General features: G+C 45.8%; 12 protein-coding genes. 3 read left to right on the top strand and 9 right to left on the bottom strand.

The features are described from left to right. Window positions 1-10 precede the first annotated feature (10 nt). The 3 genes from C4S60_RS08950 to C4S60_RS08940 form a co-directional block, all read right to left on the bottom strand. Entirely contained in the window at window positions 11-781 is a 771-nt protein-coding gene (locus C4S60_RS08950; RefSeq protein WP_103880136.1) for an ABC transporter permease, read from the bottom strand. Between the two features lie 5 nt (window positions 782-786). Next, window positions 787-1,707 (bottom strand): ABC transporter ATP-binding protein, encoded by a 921-nt coding sequence (locus C4S60_RS08945; protein ID WP_103880006.1) that lies wholly within the window; start codon window positions 1,705-1,707, stop codon window positions 787-789. A gap of 180 nt (window positions 1,708-1,887) precedes the next feature. Continuing rightward, on the bottom strand, window positions 1,888-3,534 hold the full coding sequence (locus C4S60_RS08940; protein WP_103880005.1) for a SulP family inorganic anion transporter: 1,647 nt from the start codon (window positions 3,532-3,534) through the stop codon (window positions 1,888-1,890). 233 nt (window positions 3,535-3,767) lie between these two features. Between C4S60_RS08940 and can the strand changes: the two genes are divergently transcribed. Continuing rightward, the gene (gene can / locus C4S60_RS08935; protein WP_103880004.1) at window positions 3,768-4,427 is read left to right on the top strand and encodes a carbonate dehydratase; all 660 of its coding nucleotides are present in this window, start codon (window positions 3,768-3,770) and stop codon (window positions 4,425-4,427) included. 113 nt (window positions 4,428-4,540) lie between these two features. On the opposite strand, the gene hpt is transcribed toward can, so the two are convergent. Then, a complete protein-coding gene (gene hpt, locus C4S60_RS08930; RefSeq protein ID WP_103880135.1) occupies window positions 4,541-5,071 on the bottom strand; it encodes a hypoxanthine phosphoribosyltransferase in 531 nt (176 codons plus the stop codon). Window positions 5,072-5,603: 532 nt separating this feature from the next. Here hpt and C4S60_RS08925 point away from each other — a divergent pair. Continuing rightward, the gene (locus C4S60_RS08925; protein ID WP_103880003.1) at window positions 5,604-6,224 is read left to right on the top strand and encodes a LuxR/HapR/OpaR family quorum-sensing transcriptional regulator; all 621 of its coding nucleotides are present in this window, start codon (window positions 5,604-5,606) and stop codon (window positions 6,222-6,224) included. 101 nt (window positions 6,225-6,325) lie between these two features. Here C4S60_RS08925 and lpdA read toward each other — a convergent pair whose 3' ends face one another. From lpdA to ampD, 5 genes are all read right to left on the bottom strand, one after another. After that, window positions 6,326-7,753: a dihydrolipoyl dehydrogenase gene (gene lpdA, locus C4S60_RS08920; protein ID WP_006074435.1), complete on the bottom strand. Its 1,428-nt coding sequence runs from the start codon at window positions 7,751-7,753 to the stop codon at window positions 6,326-6,328. A gap of 328 nt (window positions 7,754-8,081) precedes the next feature. Then, window positions 8,082-9,959, bottom strand: coding sequence for a pyruvate dehydrogenase complex dihydrolipoyllysine-residue acetyltransferase (gene aceF / locus C4S60_RS08915; protein ID WP_103880002.1), 1,878 nt, complete (start codon window positions 9,957-9,959; stop codon window positions 8,082-8,084). Window positions 9,960-9,989: 30 nt separating this feature from the next. Further along, window positions 9,990-12,653 carry a pyruvate dehydrogenase (acetyl-transferring), homodimeric type gene (aceE, locus tag C4S60_RS08910; RefSeq protein WP_103880001.1) on the bottom strand — a complete coding sequence of 888 codons (2,664 nt, stop codon included), beginning with the start codon at window positions 12,651-12,653 and terminating at the stop codon, window positions 9,990-9,992. A 56-nt stretch (window positions 12,654-12,709) separates the two neighbouring features. Then, entirely contained in the window at window positions 12,710-13,477 is a 768-nt protein-coding gene (gene pdhR, locus C4S60_RS08905; protein ID WP_103880000.1) for a pyruvate dehydrogenase complex transcriptional repressor PdhR, read from the bottom strand. 398 nt (window positions 13,478-13,875) lie between these two features. Then, window positions 13,876-14,460 carry a 1,6-anhydro-N-acetylmuramyl-L-alanine amidase AmpD gene (ampD, locus tag C4S60_RS08900; protein WP_103879999.1) on the bottom strand — a complete coding sequence of 195 codons (585 nt, stop codon included), beginning with the start codon at window positions 14,458-14,460 and terminating at the stop codon, window positions 13,876-13,878. Window positions 14,461-14,595: 135 nt separating this feature from the next. Between ampD and nadC the strand changes: the two genes are divergently transcribed. After that, complete coding sequence (gene nadC / locus C4S60_RS08895; RefSeq protein ID WP_103879998.1) at window positions 14,596-15,486, top strand: carboxylating nicotinate-nucleotide diphosphorylase; 891 nt, start codon at window positions 14,596-14,598, stop codon at window positions 15,484-15,486. Window positions 15,487-15,734 lie beyond the last annotated feature (248 nt).

Raw genomic sequence — 15,734 nt, 5'->3', positions numbered from 1 at the left:
CTTTCACTCATTAGCTTCTAAGGCCAATTCCCTTAGTCACTAAATGATGGGCTACCCCATAAAGTATCACGATAAAGGCTAAGAGTACGCCAAAAGATGTCACAATCCCTACATCCGACACCCCTAAGAAACCGTAACGAAATGCGTTAACCATGTAGACGATTGGGTTGATTTTAGACACGCCTTGCCAAAAGTCTGGCAACAGACTGATGGAATAAAATACCCCGCCTAAATAGGTCAGCGGTGTCAAAACAAAGGTTGGTATGATGGATATATCATCAAACGTTTTTGCGTAGACAGCATTAATAAGGCCACCCAATGCAAATACCACTGACGTCAGAAAGACGGTTGCGATAATGACTGCCCAGTGCTCAACTTGCAGATCGACGAAAAACAGAGAGACAAACGTCACTATAGTACCAACCAGCAAACCACGCACCACGCCCCCCATGACAAAACCAGCAATGATCACGTAATTTGGCACAGGCGCAACCAACAACTCTTCGATATTGCGCTGGAATTTGGCACTAAAAAAGGAAGAGGCCACATTCGAATAAGAATTGGTGATCACCGACATCATGATCAGCCCGGGTACGATGTACTCCATATAGCTAAAGCCATTCATTTGCCCGATCCGGGAGCCAATTAAACTGCCAAAAATAATAAAATAGAGCGTCATCGTGATCGCAGGTGGAACCAGCGTTTGCACCCAGATACGAGTAAATCGATTGATCTCTTTGGTAAGCAGACTTTTAAAAGCCGTCCAATAGATGCCGTACATGTTCATTATTTTACCTCCGTCGGTTCGCGCACGATCGATACAAAGAGCTCCTCGAGTCGGTTAGCTTTGTTTCTCATCGACAGAACCTTTACGCCCGCATCGGAAAGTTGGGTAAATATGTGATTGAGGCCTTGAGTTTTCTCAATCTCAATTTCAAGCGAGCCATTGACCACTTGCTGTGAGTTGACTCCGCTTAAAGCCGGCACTTCAGACCCTGGCTCAATATCGAAGATAAAGGTTTCTACATGCAGCTTATTCAACAGGGCTTTCATTGAGGTATTCTCGATTAACTCCCCGCGCTGAATGATGCCGATATTGCGACACAGCAATTCCGCTTCTTCAAGGTAGTGAGTGGTCAAAATGATAGTGATGCCCTGACGGTTAATCTCTTTAAGAAAATCCCACATAGAGCGACGCAACTCGATATCGACCCCGGCAGTAGGCTCATCCAGGATCAACAGATTAGGCTCATGCATCAAAGCCCTGGCAATCATCAAACGACGCTTCATGCCACCAGACAGGTTGCGGGCGCGTTCACTGCGCTTTTCCCATAGGTCGAGTTGGGACAGATACTTCTGAGCGCGCTGCTTGGCGACATCTTTGGGTACACCATAATAGCCCGCTTGCTGCAATACTATCTGCTCCACGGTTTCGAACATATTAAAGTTGAACTCTTGAGGTACCAAACCAAGCTGCTGCTTCGCCAGTTCCAGTTCACTATCTATGTCATGTCCAAACACGCTAACCTTGCCCGATGTTTTGTTGACTAATGACGTGATAATACCAATAGTGGTGGACTTCCCCGCACCATTGGGGCCTAACAGGGCATAAAAATCCCCTTGCTCCACTGTCAGACTGATCCCTTTCAGGGCCTCAAACCCACCCGCATACGTTTTTCTGAGCTGCTCTATCTCTAATGCGACCATACCTTGCACCAAACCCTATCTCACTGGGGAAAATTTGATATTTCCAATGATATCGAAAAATAAACTGATGGTACTACACATGATGATAGAATCACCACTTTTCAAGTCCATTAGCAAAAATGAATATGAAAAAGCGAGTGCCTGAAGTGGCACTCGCCGATGAAGATGACTGGCTAACGATCAAGAAGTCGCACTATATGCGGCTTGCAATGCCTGCTCTCGCTCTGAGTAAATGTTGTTATCAGGCACCAGGTCAATCACATGGAACTTATCCAATTGCTGTCGAGTCTGGACATTCGGACACAACAGATATACCTGACAATTGGCGTCTTTAGCATCCTTAATCGCATTCTCCAGTGCCAGACCGACGGTCACATCGATCATTGGGACGTCGGTCAAATCGAGAATCATCGCTTCATAGTCTGAGATACTAGAGTGCTGGCGGGATATCGCTTTTGACACGCTGAAGATCATCGGGCCTGACAAGTAGAAAAACAAGACTTTACCCTGCGCCTGATCCAATAAGCTACGCTCTGTTTCCGTCAAAGGCACATCGTCATCGTCGGCATCGCTGATGGCTTTGACCTGCCTCGCCTGTTCGCGACTCAAACGTTCGATAATTATGATGTTGGAAATAAACACCCCAAGCCCAACCGCCACAATCAGGTCGACAAATACGGTCAGTAACATCACACCATACATAATAGCCATACCCGGCAGGCTGACTTTGTGTGCCCTCTGAATAAAACTCCAATCCAGAATGTTAAAACCAACATAGACCGCGATCCCCGCCAGCACCGCCATTGGGATTGGCTCTGTCAGACCACTGGCAACCAGCACAACCAAAGCCAACACCAGTGCACGAATCACACCAGAGAGTGGTGAACGCGCACCGACCTGAATATTGGTGACCGTCCCCATTGTGGCCCCTGCTCCGGGTAATGCCCCAAACAGACCTGCTAATAAATTGGCCAAGCCCTGACCACGCAACTCTTTATCCGAGTCATGTTCTTTTCGAGTCAGTGAATCTCCAATGACCGCCGTTAATAATGTATCTATACAACCCAAGGTTCCCAGTACCAGAGCGTCAATCAGCATAGTGGTAAAAATTTCCGCATTAATGTGCGGCATCACCAGAGAAGGCAGACCTGCAGGGATCTCTCCTATGCGCCTAATGGTCTCTGAGTCGAAGAACAGAACGGAAAGTAAGGTAACCGCGACCAGTGCCACCAGTTGAGGGGGGATATGTTGACGATAACGTTTAGGAAACAGAAACAAGATGGCAAGCGTGAGTATTCCTAAGAACAGTTCGGCAAAATCTATATTGAACACCAACTCAGGTAATGCCTGAATAGTACCCAGTACGCCACCTGAAGGCGCTGCCTGCCCCAGCAAAGGAGCCAACTGGAGTATCACCAGAATAACACCGATACCGGACATAAACCCAGAGACCACACTGTAAGGCATCAAAGTGACATATTTACCCAGTTTCAATGTGCCCAATAGAATTTGGAATACACCCGCCATCATCACAACGGTAAACGTCATCGCCATACCCGTTTCCGGGTATCTTGCCATCATGCTAGTTAGTACTGCGGTCATGATAACGGTCATCGGGCCTGTAGGCTCCGATATCAGCGTCGAAGAGCCGCCAAACAGAGATGCAAACAGCCCCACCATAATAGCGCCCCAAAGACCGGCTTCGGCCCCTGCACCAGAGGCAACACCAAACGCCAACGCTAACGGCAAGGAGATAATCGCAGTGGTTACCCCACCAAACACATCTCCTCTCAGGTTAATATCTTCAAATCGACGTCCTAACTTCATAACTATCCTTGAAAATAACCAAAAAATTGCCCCACCTTAACAAATGTGACAATAAGTTAATAAGTAATAAGAGTCATTCAATTTTCATAAGATATAAGCATTTTCACACTTAGTCGGTAACTCACTGATTTTCGACTCACGAACACGTCAGATGAGTACATTTTGATACTTTTTTTTCGAGATTGAAATTGTAACATTGTGTATAGTATCTCGAATTATTGAAGGGAATTAACATGCCAGAAATCAAACAACTCTTTGACAACAATTCAAAGTGGTCTGAGCAAATTAAGTCAGAAAGACCAGAATATTTCGCAAAGCTAGAGGAAGGCCAGAATCCGGGATTCCTGTGGATTGGCTGTTCCGATAGCCGAGTCCCTGCAGAGCGACTCACAGGGCTCTACTCAGGAGAGCTTTTCGTTCACCGCAACGTGGCGAACCAGGTCATTCATACCGATCTGAACTGCCTGTCGGTGGTGCAATACGCCGTCGATGTTCTCAAAGTGAAACACATCATCGTTTGCGGGCACTACGGTTGTGGCGGAGTCAATGCCGCCATTGATAACCCGCAGCTTGGCCTGATCAATAACTGGTTGCTACACATTCGCGATTTGTACCTCAAACACCGTAACTGGCTTGGTGAATTACCAAGAGAGATGTGGGGCGATAAGTTGTGTGAAATCAACGTTGCAGAGCAGGTCTATAACCTCGGCAATTCAACCATCATGCAAAATGCCTGGGAACGCGGACAAGATGTAGAAGTGCACGGCGTTGTCTACGGCATTGGTGATGGCAAACTGCAGGACCTTGGGGTTCGTTGCTCTAGTCGAGAAAGTCTGGAAGTGAACTATCAGGCAGCCATGGCTAAGATCCTGAGTAGCAACGTGCTCAAATAAATCACGTGCTCAAATAAATCAGATACTAAAAACGCCCACCTCGCTGAGATGGGCGTTTTTTGTAACCACGTATTTCAGTTCAGCTCACGCTAACCCTGCGCGAGACTGAGACATTATTCCTGTGGAACAACCTTGCCAATGTAAGGCAAGTGACGATATTTCTGTGCGTAGTCGATACCAACACCCACCACAAACTCATCCGGGATCTCAAAACCAATCCACTTTACGTCAACTTCAACTTCACGGCGAGAGGGTTTGTCCAGCAGCGTGCAAATTTGAATAGACTTTGGCTCACGCAGAGACAGGATTTCTTTCACCTTGTTTAGCGTGTTGCCAGTATCGATAATATCTTCCACAAGCAGAACGTCTTTTCCTTTGATGTCATCATCCAGATCTTTCAGGATTCGAACATCGCGAGAACTTTCCATCGTGTTGCCATAGCTAGACGCGGTCATAAAGTCGACGCTGTGTGTCAATTCGATAGCACGCGCCAAGTCTGCCATAAACACAAACGATCCTCGTAGCAAACCGACCATAACCAGGTCTTCACTTCCCTTGTAGTGCTCAGTGATCTCTTTACCTAAAACTTGTACACGCTCATGAACTTCTTGTTCAGAAATCATGACTTCAACAGTATGTTTCATATCTATCTCGATGTTGATTAGTTTACTTGACGTTCTGACATCAGCACTTTGTACAGCTAAGACAACAAAAAAGATGTCATCTCCGACAATGAGCATAATGCCAATCGTTCAAATTTGCGCGGTATGTTACCACTTTATGCTCCAGGATAAAAATCAGGCAAAAATCCGGTGTGAATTCGCTAAACGGTCACAGACCAGAATTAAACTTTGTTAACGTCAGATGTTGAAAGATTGTGATGCTTACAACCCAAAGTGTGATTTGCAGATAAATTAGCACTAATTATGAAATTTATCAGTGTGTAACTATTGACCACAAACATATGCACCATTACACTTATTTAACTAAAGAAAAAATAGAGCCGGATATTTCCAAAATGGAAATTGCTAACCAAAAGCTAACATTTTTATGTCTGCAATTGTGTATAACAATCATTCAATTGGGAAAAATTCCTGACTCTGTATAACAAACAGGGCGCAGTTGGAGGTTCTCATCGAGTCACCAGCCCTAAAAAAACGTTGGCAAGGAAAAATTATGGACTCAATAATAAAAAGACCTAGGACTCGCCTGTCTCCACAGAAGCGCAAGCTGCAATTGATGGAGATAGCCTTAGAAGTATTCGCTAAACGTGGTATTGGTCGTGGTGGACACGCAGATATCGCAGAAATTGCACAAGTTTCAGTAGCCACCGTCTTCAACTACTTCCCTACTCGGGAAGATTTGGTCGACGAAGTGCTGAATCACGTAGTTTGTCAGTACTCAAATTTCCTCTCAAACACCATAGATCTTGATGTTAACATCAAAGAAAACCTCACCAACATTCTGGATGGAGTGGTAGATATGGTTATCGAAGACTGTCATTGGAACAAAGTATGGTTCGAATGGAGTACATCTACGCGTGATGAGGTTTGGCCATTGTTTGTTTCATCGAACAAAACCAGCCAAGCACTGATTGAAAACATGTTCATCAAAGCCATTGAACGTGGCGAAGTCTGTTCTCAACACAACACTAAGCATCTGACTAGCCTATTCCACGGTATTTGCTATTCACTGTTTGTTGAAGCTAATCGCAGTAATGATGGCGAATCCATTAAGTCGTTGACCGACTGCTACATGGATATGGTTTGCATCTACGAGAAAGATAGCCGCCACTAAAAAACAGCCCTTGAGCACAAATGTTTAAGGGCTTAAATTTAAAAAGTATCCATAAAAAAACGGCCAGTATGAAACTGGCCGTTTTTGTATTCACTCAGAAATTATTTCTTTTTCTTCGCTTTTGCATTTGGAAGGTCAGTGATAGTACCTTCAAATACTTCTGCAGCAAGACCTACAGACTCGTGCAGAGTTGGGTGAGCGTGGATAGTCAGTGCAATATCTTCTGCGTCACAACCCATCTCGATCGCCAGACCGATTTCACCAAGCAGTTCACCACCGTTAGTACCAACGATAGCACCACCAATTACGCGGTGAGTGTCTTTATCGAAGATAAGCTTAGTCATACCGTCTGCACAATCAGATGCGATAGCACGACCTGACGCAGCCCATGGGAACGTTGCAGTCTCATAGTTGATACCTTCTGCTTTCGCTTCTTTCTCAGTCTTACCAACCCAAGCCACTTCTGGCTCAGTATAAGCAATGGAAGGAATCACTTTCGGGTCAAAGTAGTGCTTCTTACCAGAGATAACCTCTGCCGCTACGTGACCTTCATGCACACCTTTGTGCGCAAGCATTGGTTGGCCAACGATATCTCCGATTGCATGAATGTGAGGTACGTTAGTGCGCATTTGCTTATCAACATTGATAAAGCCACGCTCGTCTACTTCAATACCTGCTTTCTCTGCATCAAGTAGTTTGCCGTTTGGCACACGACCGATAGCTACAAGCACTGCGTCATAACGCTCAGCTTCAGAAGGTGCTTTCTTACCTTCCATTGAAACGTAGATACCGTCTTCTTTCGCTTCAACTGCCGTTACCTTGGTCTCAAGCATCAAGTTGAACTTGTTCTTAATGCGCTTGGTGTAAACTTTAACCATATCTTTGTCCGCAGCAGGGATAAGTTGGTCAAACATTTCTACAACATCAATCTGAGAGCCTAGAGAGTGGTATACCGTCGCCATTTCCAGACCGATGATACCACCACCCATGATAAGCAGTTTTCCTGGTACTTCTTTCAGCTCCAGCGCATCGGTAGAATCCCAAATACGTGGGTCTTCATGCGGGATGAATGGCAGTTTAATTGGACGAGAACCCGCCGCTACGATGGCATTGTCGAAGTTAACAACGGTTTTACCGTCTTCGCCTTCAACTTCAATTGAGTTAGGACCAGTAAACTTACCAAAACCGTTAACCACGTTAACTTTACGCATCTTAGCCATACCGCCAAGACCACCTGTTAGCTGGTTAATTACTTTTTCTTTCCATAGACGAATTTTGTCAATGTCAGTCTGTGGCTCGCCAAATACGATACCGTGGTCAGCAAGCGCTTTTGCTTCTTCGATAACTTTAGCAACGTGAAGTAGTGCTTTAGATGGGATACAACCCACGTTCAGACACACACCACCAAGCGTGCTATAACGCTCAATAAGAACGGTTTCTAGGCCTAAATCGGCACAACGGAATGCAGCGGAGTAACCAGCAGGACCGGCACCAAGTACTACCACCTGGGCTTTAATTTCTTTGCTCATTTTGACCTCTTGTAGTCATTATCCCTAACAGGCTGAGTGGGTATTGATTTTTATATGCTTAGACTTCGTTTTAAACAGACGTTCTATTCAACAATCAGCTTAAACAATTATGATTTCAGACCGCCAACATTTTACAGAGATGTTAATGGTGTGAAAAGTAAATCAATTTAGCCTGTGAGCTAGACAACAGTTCACGTGGGAAATGTTGTATGAATTTATTTTTACCTCTGCAAGCTTACCAGTAATTGGGTAGCGATTTGTTTGATGTTGCTATCAACAAACAAAGTCTCCCCCTGATTTAAGGGGGAGCTAGAGAGGATTAATTATCTTACAGAACCAGACGACGAATATCGCTTAAGCAGCTGTTTAGATAAGTGATGAAACGTGCACCTTCCGCACCATCGATCACGCGGTGATCGTACGATAGAGAAAGTGGGAGCTGTAGGCGCGGCTCAAACTCTTTGCCGTTCCATACTGGCTTCATTTCAGACTTAGATACACCAAGGATACCGACTTCAGGCGCGTTGACGATTGGCGTAAACGCAGTTCCACCGATGCCACCCAGGCTTGAGATAGTGAAACAGCCACCTTGCATGTCAGCCGCAGTTAACTTACCTGCACGAGCTTTCTTAGAGATAACCATTAGCTCTTCAGATAGCTCGTAGATGCCCTTCTTGTTGACGTCTTTAAACACAGGAACAACAAGACCGTTTGGCGTATCAACAGCGATACCAACGTTCACATACTTCTTAAGAATGATGCTCTCGCCATCTTCAGATAGAGAAGAGTTGAACGCAGGGAAGGCTTCAAGTGCTTTCGCAACAGCTTTCATGATGAACACAAGTGGCGTGATCTTCATGCCTGAATCTTTCTTCGCTTCGATAGCGTTCTGCTCTTTACGGAATGCTTCTAGCGCGGTGATATCAGCGTTATCCCACTGTGTAACGTGCGGGATCATTACCCAGTTACGGTGCAGGTTAGCACCAGAGATCTTCTTGATCTTAGAAAGCTTCTGAACCTCAGTCTCACCAAACTTGCTGAAGTCAACCTTCGGCCAAGGTAGCAGACCAAGCGCACTGCCATCACCTTTGCCAGATGCCGCTGCACCAGCTTCAAGACGCTTAAGTGCATCTTTAACGTAAGCTTGAACGTCTTCTTTCAATACGCGGCTCTTACGACCCGTACCTTTTACTTTCGCTAGGTTAACGCCAAACTCACGAGCTAGACGACGAACCACTGGAGACGCGTGTGCGTACTCGTTGTTCTCTTGGAAATCGTTAGCTTGCGGTGCCGCTTCAGCTTTTGCTACAGGAGCAGGAGCCGCCGCAGGTGCAGGAGCAACTGCCGAAGGAGCCGCTGCTGCAACTGGAGCTGCGCCTTCCACAACAAACGTCATGATTAGCGAGCCAGTCGTTACTTTATCGCCAGCTGCAATCTTGATTTCTTTCACTGTACCTGCAAATGGTGCTGGTACTTCCATTGAAGCTTTATCGCCTTCAACAGTGATAAGAGATTGCTCTTCCTCAACTGTGTCGCCAACCGCTACCATTACTTCAGTAACTTCAACTTCGTCACCGCCGATGTCTGGTACGTTTACTTCTTTTTCAGAAGACGCCGCAGGAGCTGCTACAGGAGCCGCTTCAACTGCAGGAGCAGCTGCTGGTGCACCAGAGCCCGCTGTTTCGAATACCATCACCAGAGAGCCAGTCGTTACTGCATCACCTTCAGCAATCTTGATCTCTTTAACAGTACCTGCAAATGGTGCTGGTACTTCCATAGAAGCTTTGTCGCCTTCTACAGTGAGAAGAGACTGCTCTTCTTCCACTGTATCGCCAACTTTAACCATGATTTCAGTCACTTCTACTTCGTCGCCACCGATATCAGGAACGTGAACTTCTTTAAGCTCACTTGCCGCAGAAGGGGCCGCTGCCGCTGGAGCTGGAGCTGCCGCCGGAGCCGCTTCCGCAGGGGAGCCAGCCTCTTCGAAAATCATGATAAGAGAACCGGTTGTAACAGAATCACCTTCCGCAACTTTGATTTCTTTAACAATACCTGCTTGAGACGCTGGAACTTCCATAGAAGCCTTGTCGCCTTCTACAGTGATCAGAGACTGCTCTTCTTCCACCTTGTCGCCAACGCTTACAAGAATCTCAGTAACTTCAACCTCATCCGCACCGATGTCAGGTACATTAATTTCGATTGCCATTGCTTATTTACCTTCTAATTAAGCGCTGTATTAAGCGTAAAGTGGGTTAGTTTTTTCTGTATCGATGTCGAACTTAGCGATTGCTTCAGTCACAACAGACTTCTCAACATCACCGCGCTTCGCTAGCTCAGTTAGCGCTGCAACGACTACGTAGCCCGCGTTAACTTCGAAGTGACGACGTAGGTTTTCACGACTGTCTGAACGGCCATAGCCATCTGTACCAAGTACTTTATAAGACTCAGAAGGCATAAATGCGCGAACTTGCTCTGCGTAGTTCTTCATGTAGTCAGTCGCTGCGATTGCAGGCTCGTTACCAAGAACAGTTGTGATGTACGGTACTTTCGCCTCTGCTTCTGGGTGAAGCATGTTGTAACGCTCTGCATCTTGACCATCACGAGTTAGCTCGTTGAATGATGTTACAGAGAATACATCAGAAGCTACGCCGTACTCTTCGCTTAGGATGGTCGCTGCTTTACGTACTTCGTTCATGATAGTGCCCGAGCTCATTAGCTGAACTTTACCTTTAGCGCCTTCGTGAGACTCAAGCTTGTAGATACCTTTACGGATGCCTTCTTCAGCGCCTTCTGGCATTGCTGGCATTGCGTAGTTTTCATTCATTACTGTTAGGTAGTAGTAAATGTTCTCTTGCTCAGGACCGTACATACGACGGATACCATCTTGCATGATCACTGCTAGCTCGTAAGCGAATGTTGGATCATAAGAAATACAGTTTGGGATAGTGTTCGCCTGAATGTGCGAGTGACCATCTTCGTGCTGTAGACCTTCACCATTTAGCGTTGTACGACCTGCTGTAGCACCAAGTAGGAAGCCACGAGCTTGTTGGTCACCTGCTAGCCATGCCATGTCACCAATACGTTGGAAACCAAACATTGAGTAGTAGATGTAGAACGGGATCATTGGCAGATCGTTTGTGCTGTAAGAAGTCGCAGCAGCAACCCAAGATGCCATTGAACCTAGTTCGTTGATACCTTCTTGAAGAACTTGGCCTGATGTTGCTTCTTTGTAGTAAGAAACAATACCTTTATCTTCAGGCGTATATTCTTGACCGTGTGGGTTGTAGATACCAACCTGACGGAATAGGCCTTCCATACCAAAGGTACGTGCTTCATCACAGATGATAGGAACGATGTTCTTACCGATGTTCTTGTCTTTAAGCAGGATGTTCAACGTACGTACGTAAGCCATAGTCGTTGAGATTTCACGCTTTTGAGCACCCAATAGAGGAGCAAACTCTTCTAGTTCAGGTACTTTGAATTCTTGTGTGAATTTAGGTAGACGCTGTGGCGTGTAACCTTTCAGTGCTTTACGACGAGCGTGCAGGTATTCGTACTCTGCGCTGCCTTCTTCCAGTTTTAGGTAAGGTAGTTCTGCCACTTTCTCATCAGAAAGCAGGTCTTGCAGACCTAGACGATCACGTAAGTATTGTACGTGAGTCATGTCCATCTTCTTAACACCGTGAGCGATGTTCTTACCTTCAGCCGCTTCACCCATGCCGTAACCTTTAACCGTCTTAGCTAGGATTACAGTAGGCTTGCCGTTGGTTTCTTTTGCATTGTTAAACGCAGCAAACAGCTTAGAAGAATCATGACCGCCACGCTTCAGTTCGAAGATTTGGTCGTCAGTCATGTCTGCTACTAGTGCAGCTGTTTCTGGGTACTTACCAAAGAAGTGCTCACGTACGTATGCACCATCTTTAGATTTGAATGTTTGGTAGTCGCCATCGATCGTTTCGTTCATAAGCTGTAGCAGCTTACCCGTCGTATCTTTAGCCAGTAGTGCGTCCCAGTTGTTACCCCAGATAACCTTCACTACGTTCCAGCCAGCGCCTTTAAATAGACCTTCAAGTTCTTGAATGATCTTACCGTTACCCATTACAGGACCATCTAGACGCTGCAGGTTACAGTTAATAAGGAAACACAGGTTGTCTAGCTTCTCACGCGCAGCGAAAGAAATTGCACCGCGTGATTCTGGCTCATCCATCTCACCATCACCAAGGAACGCATACACACGTTGAGCAGACGTATCTTTAAGGCCACGGCCTTCCAGGTATTTAAGGAAACGCGCTTGATAAATAGCAGAGATAGGACCTAGACCCATAGATACTGTCGGGAACTGCCAGAATTCAGGCATCAGTTTAGGGTGCGGGTATGATGGTACACCTTTACCGTCTACTTCTTGACGGAAGTTGTCCAGCTGCTCTTCAGTCAGACGACCTTCAACGAAAGCACGTGAGTAGATACCAGGAGAGATATGACCTTGGTAGTAAACCAGATCGCCACCGTCTGTCTCGTTTGGAGCACGGAAGAAGTGGTTGAAACAAACTTCGTAGAACGCCGCTGCAGATTGGTAAGAAGCCATGTGACCACCTAGGTCAAGGTCTTTCTTAGAAGCACGCAATACGATCATGATTGCGTTCCAGCGAATAATCGAACGAATACGACGCTCAAGAGTTACATCACCAGGGTAAGCTGGTTCTTGAGCCGCTGGAATGGTGTTGATGTAGTTAGTGTTGATACCGGTTGGCATATCAACACCATCTAAACGTGCTTTCTCTAGAACTGTTTCTAGTAGGAACTGCGCGCGTTCTACACCTTCTTCACGAACAACGGACTCAAGTGCTTCTAGCCAATCTTGAGTTTCCAGTGCATCTACGTCATGCTTCATGTCAGACATGGCGATCTATCCTTCTGTTGGTTGGATCTACTTAATTAAAGTAAGCGTTTCTAGTTTTAAGAATCACTATCTTGTTGAATTCGTCTTAAAGAGCGTTCTCTGCGAGACTCCTCTCTGGTCAAATCCAACAATGTTTCTTCGATATAAGCTAAGTGCGAATGCGACATCTCACGCGCCTTTTCTGGCTGACCTGCGACGATCGCTTCAACGATATTAGCTCGGTGTTTACTGACTTTTTCCACCACTTCGGCGCGGCGGTGTAATAGCTTTAAATTCTGTAGAACATTTTGCTCAAGCAGCGGTGCTAGACTTCGAACAATATGCAGCAACACAACGTTGTGAGCTGCTTCAGTCAGCGCGACAAGAAACGCCATGACGGCAGAGGCTTCCGCCTCAACATCACCAGCCTCTTGTGCGGTACGAATACTTCCCAGGCATGCTTCAATTTGAGCAAAGTCTTCCTCGGTACCACGCAATGCAGCGAAGTAAGCAGAAATGCCTTCCATAGCATGACGAGCCTCCAGCAAATCGAGCTGAGTCTCGTTATGAGAAGATAGGAGTTCTAGCAAGGGATCTGAGAAACTTTTCCAGATGTTCGCACTCACAAACGTCCCCCCACCTTGACGACGGGTAAGAAGCTTCTTGGCTTCAAGACGTTGAATTGCTTCACGAATAGAAGGTCGGGAAACATCAAATTGTTTTGCCAGCTCGCGCTCTGGAGGCAGTTGTTGCCCTGCTGAAAGTGTGCCTTCAACAATTAAACGCTCCAGTTCTTGCTCGATAACATCCGAAAGTTTCGGCTGACGGATCCTTTGATAAGCCATATCTATTGTTCTTTTTTTTGTTCTACTTTCTTGAGCTGTTAATTGGTAATACCAATTTATAAGTTGGGGTAAAAATTAACACATTTAAAACACCAATGTCTAGCGAAAAATTGATTCACATCATAGAACCGGCCTTGTTTTAACCTTTATGAAACATTTATAAATTAAAACAACAACACTTATGGTCAGACCAATTACATACGGTAAACTTATCGGGAGAAAAACGTGCTATAAAAAACCTTATAAATCAAAGGTAAGGGTGATTATCCGGCAGAGGGGAAAAGCAGACCAATTTAGAAAAAGAAAGGAATAACCAGCCACCTGGTTATTTATAATTTGAATAACAAAATTAATCGTGTCAGAAAGAACAAGGACGAAAGTGAACAAAAATACATCAGCTACGTTATGGACAATTTAAAACGTCGCCAATCGAAAACCAGACCGGGATCACTTTTTCTTAATGGGGCAATATATTGATGGCCGGTGATCCGTTCGCATGTGATATAAGGATAGCGGCGCATCAACGCCTGCGTCAGCCTTTGTAGACTGCCATACTGCGCGTCGGTGTAGGCTATGAAGTCGGTTCCTTCCAACTCAATACCAATAGAATAATCATTGCACCGCTCACGACCAGCAAAACTGGACACACCCGCATGCCAGGCTCTGGCACCAAATGGTACAAACTGCACCACTTCTCCATCACGTCTTATCAGGCAATGAGCAGATACTCTGAGGTTCTCGATGACCTTAAAAAAAGGATGCGCAGATACATCCAGCTTGCCGAGAAAGAACTGCTCGATATACGGACCACCAAATTGAGCCGGGGGTAAGCTGATGTTGTGGACGACCAGCAGGGATATGTCTTCTTCGCCAGATCGTGCATCAAAGTGCGGAGAAGGCACATGCCTTGCCAAGCGATACCAGCCAGATGAATCAATATCACTCTCTGAGGGTGTCACTGCTGATTTATTGTGCTTTCGCATATATTTTGAGTCCATCTAAGCATGTATCGCTTTGATTTTATCCAACAACCAAGAAAATGCGAGAATTGATGCTGAAATTCCGCACAAGCAAGAGTATCATGCCCACTTTGTTCCCCCATTAACACACGTGAAGCGATGAAAGAAACACATAACAGCCAAGAACGTCTTGAATTTTTAAAGCAGCAACTCCCGAGCGAAATCACCCGTGCCGTTGCAGATACACTACGTGAAGATCTGGGTGGAACACTGGATGCGAGTGCGGATATTACTGCAAGCCTAATTCCTGCTGATGCTCAAAACGTAGCAACCATCATCACTCGTGAACACGGTGTTTTCTGTGGCCAAATGTGGGCAGATGAAGTATTCAAACAACTTGGCGGCGAAGTCACAGTCGAATGGCACGTTCAGGATGGTGACAAGGTTGAACCTAATCAGGTGCTTTGTACGTTATCTGGCCCGGCACGCATTCTGCTCACCGGTGAGCGTAATGCCATGAACTTTATTCAAACTCTTTCAGGCTGTGCCACGCTAGTCGCAGAATACGTAGAAAAAATTGCGCATACAGAATGCCGATTGCTCGATACCCGTAAAACGATCCCGGGCCTTCGCAGTGCTCTAAAGTATGCCGTAGCATGCGGCGGTGGCTACAATCATCGAATTGGTGTGTTTGATGCGTATCTTATCAAAGAAAACCACATTATCGCTTGTGGCGGAATTAAAAAGGCCATTGAGACTGCTAAGCAGCTCAATCCAGGTAAACCAGTAGAGGTGGAAACAGAGTCTCTGGAAGAGCTGCAGCAAGCTATCGACGCAGGCGCAGACATCATTATGCTCGACAACTTCACCACTGACATGATGCGCCAGGCTGTAGACATCAACGCCGGTCGTGCAGCACTGGAAAACTCTGGCAATGTAACTCTGGAAACCATTGCCGAGTTCGCTGAAACAGGGGTCGACTATATTTCTGTTGGAGCGCTGACCAAGCACCTGAAGGCGATGGATTTGTCGATGAGATTCAAAGACTAAAAATTGGTCTGAATCCTCATTAAAAAGCGAAGCTGATGGGCTTCGCTTTTTTTATGCCTAGTTTCCGTGCTGTGGCTATGCCGTTTACAACTCAATTCCTGCCTTTGAAAGATCGCTCACTAGTCACCGCTCCCGTGACCAAGTACTACACCTCAAACCCTAACTTCCCTCGCGTGCTTATTGCTTCCCTCTGCAATCTGTACATCATTTTATCTACCTTACTCGAGAATAATAAGTCATTAACTTTA

The organism is Vibrio hangzhouensis, from assembly GCF_900107935.1.
In the GTDB taxonomy this organism is placed as follows: Bacteria; Pseudomonadota; Gammaproteobacteria; order Enterobacterales; family Vibrionaceae; genus Vibrio; species Vibrio hangzhouensis.
Note: the sequence above shows the minus strand (reverse complement) of the source record. Positions and strands in the feature narration are given on the sequence as shown.